Genomic DNA, 4,659 nt, shown 5'->3' with positions numbered 1-4,659 from the left:
TGTCGGAACCCTCAGGCGCCGGCTCTCCCGCTCCATACGTAGGCACGATCACCACCACGTCCGCCTCCCCAAAGCAGCGGGCAAAATCCTGGAACAAGGCAGCCAAACGGCTGTGGCGATGAGGCTGAAACACGGCCACCACCCGCCGCTGCTGTAGCCGTGCTGCCTGCAGGGTGGCTCGAATCTCGCTGGGATGATGGGCATAGTCGTCGATAAAGGTGACTCCACCCACTTCCCCCTTGTGCTCAAAGCGGCGATGCGCCCCCCGAAATTGCGCCAAAGCTGAGGCAATCACCGCAAACTCCAAGCCCAACTGTCGCCCAACGGCAACCGCCGCCAGGGCATTGCTGAGGTTGTGGGATCCCAACACCTGTAGGCGAAGTTGTCCGAGGAGGGATCCCCTTTCCCAAATCTCAGCGCAGGTGAAACTGGCAGTGTAGAGGATTTGGCGAGCTTGGTACTGGGCTTGGGGATGACCGGTCAGGCTGTAGCCCACATCCACCCTCAGGTGAGCCGCCACGTTGGGACAGTCCAGACAGGCCACCAGGGTTTGGCTTTGCTGCCCATACTGTTGAAAAGCCCGGATCACCTGCCCCAAATCGGCGTAGTGATCGGGGTGATCCAGCTCAATGTTGGTGATCACCCCAATCTTGGGATAGAGCCGCACCAGGGATCCATCCGACTCATCCACCTCGGCCACCCAATACTCCCCCTTGCCCAGACGGGCATTGCCATCCCAGGCATCCACTTCCCCGCCGATAATCAAGGTGGGATCCCAGCCCGCCGAGAGCAACACATAGCCGATCATGCTGCTGGTGGTGGTTTTGCCGTGAGTGCCGGCCACCCCAATGCCGGAGCGACGGTTAAACAGAGCCGCCAACAAGTCTGCCCGGTGCCAAACCGTCAATCCCTTGCCCAGGGCAGCAGCCAATTCTGGATTGGTGGGGCGAATGGCGCTGGAATAGACCACCTGGGGATCCCCGACCAACCCCTCCAAGCTGTGGCCCTGAAAGAAGCGCACCCCCAAAGCTTCCAGGCGGCGGGTACGGCCATTGGCGACAATGTCGGATCCGGAAACGCGAAACCCTTGTTTAGCCAGGATATAGGCCAGGGCCGACATCCCCACTCCACCAATGCCCACAAAGTGATAGGTGGAAAGCAAGGGATCTAGGGGATCCAAATGCAGGGGCGGAGGCTGAGACCGAACCGGCAACGGCGGGATGGGATCCCCTCCTCCAACTGTTTCCACCATCGCAACTCCACCCCACTCCTAGAGACCATCACACCCCAAAAAAGAACTGCGTCCTAGCGACGGGAACGGCACCCACAAACAGGCTCGAACAGGTTCGAACAGGCCACATCATATCAGGAATCCCCAGAGCTAGGTAGGCTGCGCCCCACCGGTTGCCGTGATCTGCCGGCACCTTGGGGAACCCACAGGGGGTGAAAATACGGTGAGCACAAGCAACACAGAATACAACTGGACATTTTCATCCCAAAAACTTTACACTTTTTTAAGAAAAAGAGGCGGCGTTTGTCGTCTGCAAAGCCACAGCAGGTAAAAGGCCATGAACCCACGAGCGCTTTGGTCGCTGGCAGGAGTCGGGCTGCTTGGTTGTGCCGGTCTGGCATGGCTGGGATTGAGCCAACAGGGAGCCACACAGTCGGTATCGGGAAGTGCAGAGGCAACGGTGGAAATGCGGCTGCCTCCGCAAGTTGGTGCTTTGGGTCGCCTGGAGCCGGAGGGGGAAGTGCTGCGCATTGCCGGTTTCCCCGGAGAACGGCTGGGAGAGCTGCTGGTGGCCGAGGGGGATCGCGTGGTGGCAGGCCAAGTGCTGGCCCGCTTGGAAAGCTACGCCGAGCGGTTGGCGGAGCGAGAGTACGCTGCCGCCCAACTTCAAGAGGCCCGCGCCCGGTTGCAGGCCGAGACCCGTTTCAGTCAGGCCCAAATCCAAGAGGCACGCACCCGCCTCAGCCGTCTGGACGAGCCGCAACAGATGCAAATCCGCTCCCAGGAAGCGGTGGTGGAACGTATCCGGGCAGAACTGGCCGATGCCGAGGCCAATCTGGCCCGCTTTCAGGAGCTCTGGCAGGAAGGAGCAATCTCGCAACAAGAGCTGGATCAACGCCGGCTGCTGGTGCGGCAACGACAGGAGGACTTGCGGGCTGCCGAAGCCACCCTGAGCCAACTGCGCCTGGCCCGTGAGCGGGATCTGCTCAATGCCCAAGCCCAAGTCCAAGCTGCCGAGGCGGGACTGAGTCTGGCCCAAGCCCAAGTCCAACTGGGATCCCTGGCCCGCAATCTGGAACTGGCAGAAGCTCGCCTAGAGCGCACCCTCATCCGCGCTCCCCGTGCTGGACAGGTGCTCAAGATCCACACCCGCCCTGGAGAGGTCATCCCCGCCGACGAGGGCATTCTCGAGCTGGGCAACACTGACCAAATGATGGTGGTGGCCGAGGTCTACGAAACAGACATCTTGCGGGTTCGGCCAGGCCAGCAGGCCACCATTAGCAACCGCGCTCTGCCAGAAACCCTGCAGGGCCGAGTGGAGCGGGTGGGCCTGCAGATTGGCAAGAAAGATGTGCTCAACACCGACCCAGCTGCCGATGTGGATGCCCGCGTGGTGGAAGTGTATATCCGCCTGGATCCGGAGAGCAGCGCCCGCGTGGCTGGCCTGACCAACCTGCAGGTGAATGTGGCCATTGATGTCGAGGGGTAGGCTCAGCCCATGTACAGCCTGTTCAGTGTGGCTTTTATCGCCCATCGGATCCCGTTGGCCTGGCTGCAGTTGACGCGGGAGAAGATCCGCCTGCTGGTGGCCCTGGCGGGCATTGCCTTTGCTTGCATCTTGATGTTCATGCAGTTGGGCTTCCAAGACAGCCTGCTGGAAAGTGCCATCCGCTTCCACGTGGCCCTGAAGGGAGAGATCTTCCTGGTCAGCCCTCAGTCCAACGCCCTGATTGCCATGAACACCTTCTCCCAGCGGCGACTCTATCAGGCTTTGGGCTTTGAGGGGGTGCGGGCCATCTCACCCGTTTATGTGGGCTTTGCCCTCTGGAAAAACCCAGAGACCCGCCGTACCCGCAGCATTTTCGTGGTAGGAGTGGATCCCTCGGCTGATCTGTTGGACTTGCCGGAACTGACGCCGGACAAGCTGGAAGAGATCAAAAAGGCGGACGTGGTGCTTTTTGACCGCCGCTCCCGCAGCGAGTTTGGCCCCATCCCAGAGTGGTTTGAGTCCGGGCGAGAGGTGGTTACTGAGGTGGGAAACCGCCGCGTCCAGGTGGGGGGCCTGTTTGAGATGGGGGCCACCTTTGGAGCCGACGGCACCATTCTCACCAGCGATCTCAATTTCCTGCGCATTTTTCCGCAGCGGGGGCGCGGCCTAGTGGATATCGGCGTGGTGCAGCTTCAGCCGGGTGTGGATCCGGATCCCTTGGTGCGGCAGATGCGGGCTTTGCTGCCGGAAGATGTGCGGGTGCTCTCACGGGCGGAGTTTATCGATATGGAGCAAACCTACTGGGAAGAGGGCACAGCCATCGGCTTTATTTTCGGCCTGGGGGTGGGCATGGGCTTTATTGTCGGCATTGTGATTGTCTATCAAATTCTCTACACCGATGTGTCGGATCACCTGGCGGAATATGCCACTCTCAAAGCCATGGGCTATACCGATACCTACCTGCTGGGAGTGGTATTTCAAGAGGCGATCCTGCTGGCCGGATTGGGGTACATTCCTGCCTTTGCCCTGTCGGTTTTGCTCTACGATTTGACGGCCAATGCCACGTTGCTGCCTATTGCCATGACCTTCAACCGGGCAGTGCTGGTGCTGGGGCTGGCGGTGAGCATGTGTTTCATCTCAGGAGCGATTGCCGTGCGACGGCTGCGGGCAGCGGATCCTGCCGACATTTTCTAGAGTTTTGGCTGTGGGCAGGGCGCCGGGGCGTTGGTAAGTCAATAGTCTGCCAAAGGGGATCGGATGGATGGTGAAGGGTTTGAGCTAGGCTGTCTAAAAACTTCTGGGATCCTCATCAACGCTCTCCGGCCAAAGGTTTCTAAATCGTCTCATCTCAACGCTCCAAATGACGGCCTAAGTGGTCAATGAGTTGTCAACGCAAAGTTTTGAGATTTTGAGTTTCCTATGCTGACTCCTCTTCTCGATCAAGCTGCCCTTGCTTCTGCCCAGAATGCCGTTGAGCCGGTGGTGAAAGCCGAAGGTGTAAACCACTATTTCGGCGAGGGATCCCTGCGCAAGCAGATTCTCTTCGACATTAGCTTTGCCCTGCAGCCAGGGGAGATCGTGCTGCTGACTGGCCCTTCCGGCTCCGGCAAAACCACCCTGCTGACGCTGCTGGGGGCCTTGCGCTCGGTGCAGGGGGGCAGCTTGCGGGTGTTGGGACGGGAGCTGCGGGGAGCTCAGCCCAGTACTCTCATTCGAATCCGCCGCCAGGTCGGGTACATTTTCCAGGCCCATAACCTGCTGCGATCCCTGACGGCAGCCCAAAACGTGCGCATGGCCCTGGAGCTGCACAACGGCCTCTCTCCTCAGGAAGCCCAGCAGCGAGCGGAAGCAATGCTGGCGGCGGTGGGCCTGGGGGATCGCGTCCACTACTACCCGGAACAGCTTTCCGGCGGACAAAAGCAGCGGGTGGCCATTGCCC

The 4,659-nt window shown here is 60.2% G+C and carries 4 protein-coding genes; 3 read left to right on the top strand and 1 reads right to left on the bottom strand.

Annotated features, from left to right (window positions below; translation table 11 throughout):
- The coding region (murC, locus tag NW819_RS10175) for a UDP-N-acetylmuramate--L-alanine ligase (RefSeq protein WP_414413665.1) at positions 1 to 1,252 on the bottom strand (1,252 nt) is incomplete at its 3' end.
- Between the two features lie 316 nt (positions 1,253 to 1,568).
- Here murC and NW819_RS10170 point away from each other — a divergent pair.
- The 3 genes from NW819_RS10170 to NW819_RS10160 form a co-directional block, all read left to right on the top strand.
- Positions 1,569 to 2,720, top strand: coding sequence for an ABC exporter membrane fusion protein (locus NW819_RS10170; protein WP_414413664.1), 1,152 nt, complete (start codon positions 1,569 to 1,571; stop codon positions 2,718 to 2,720).
- Positions 2,721 to 2,729: 9 nt separating this feature from the next.
- Positions 2,730 to 3,914, top strand: a complete 1,185-nt coding sequence (devC, locus tag NW819_RS10165; protein WP_414342672.1) for an ABC transporter permease DevC — start codon at positions 2,730 to 2,732, stop codon at positions 3,912 to 3,914.
- Between the two features lie 225 nt (positions 3,915 to 4,139).
- Positions 4,140 to 4,659 (top strand): ATP-binding cassette domain-containing protein (locus NW819_RS10160; protein ID WP_414413663.1); only part of this gene is annotated, 520 nt, incomplete at its 3' end.

This window comes from Synechococcus sp. R8-2 (assembly GCF_047461715.1).
GTDB lineage: Bacteria > Cyanobacteriota > Cyanobacteriia > Thermostichales > Thermostichaceae > Thermostichus.
Note: the sequence above shows the minus strand (reverse complement) of the source record. Positions and strands in the feature narration are given on the sequence as shown.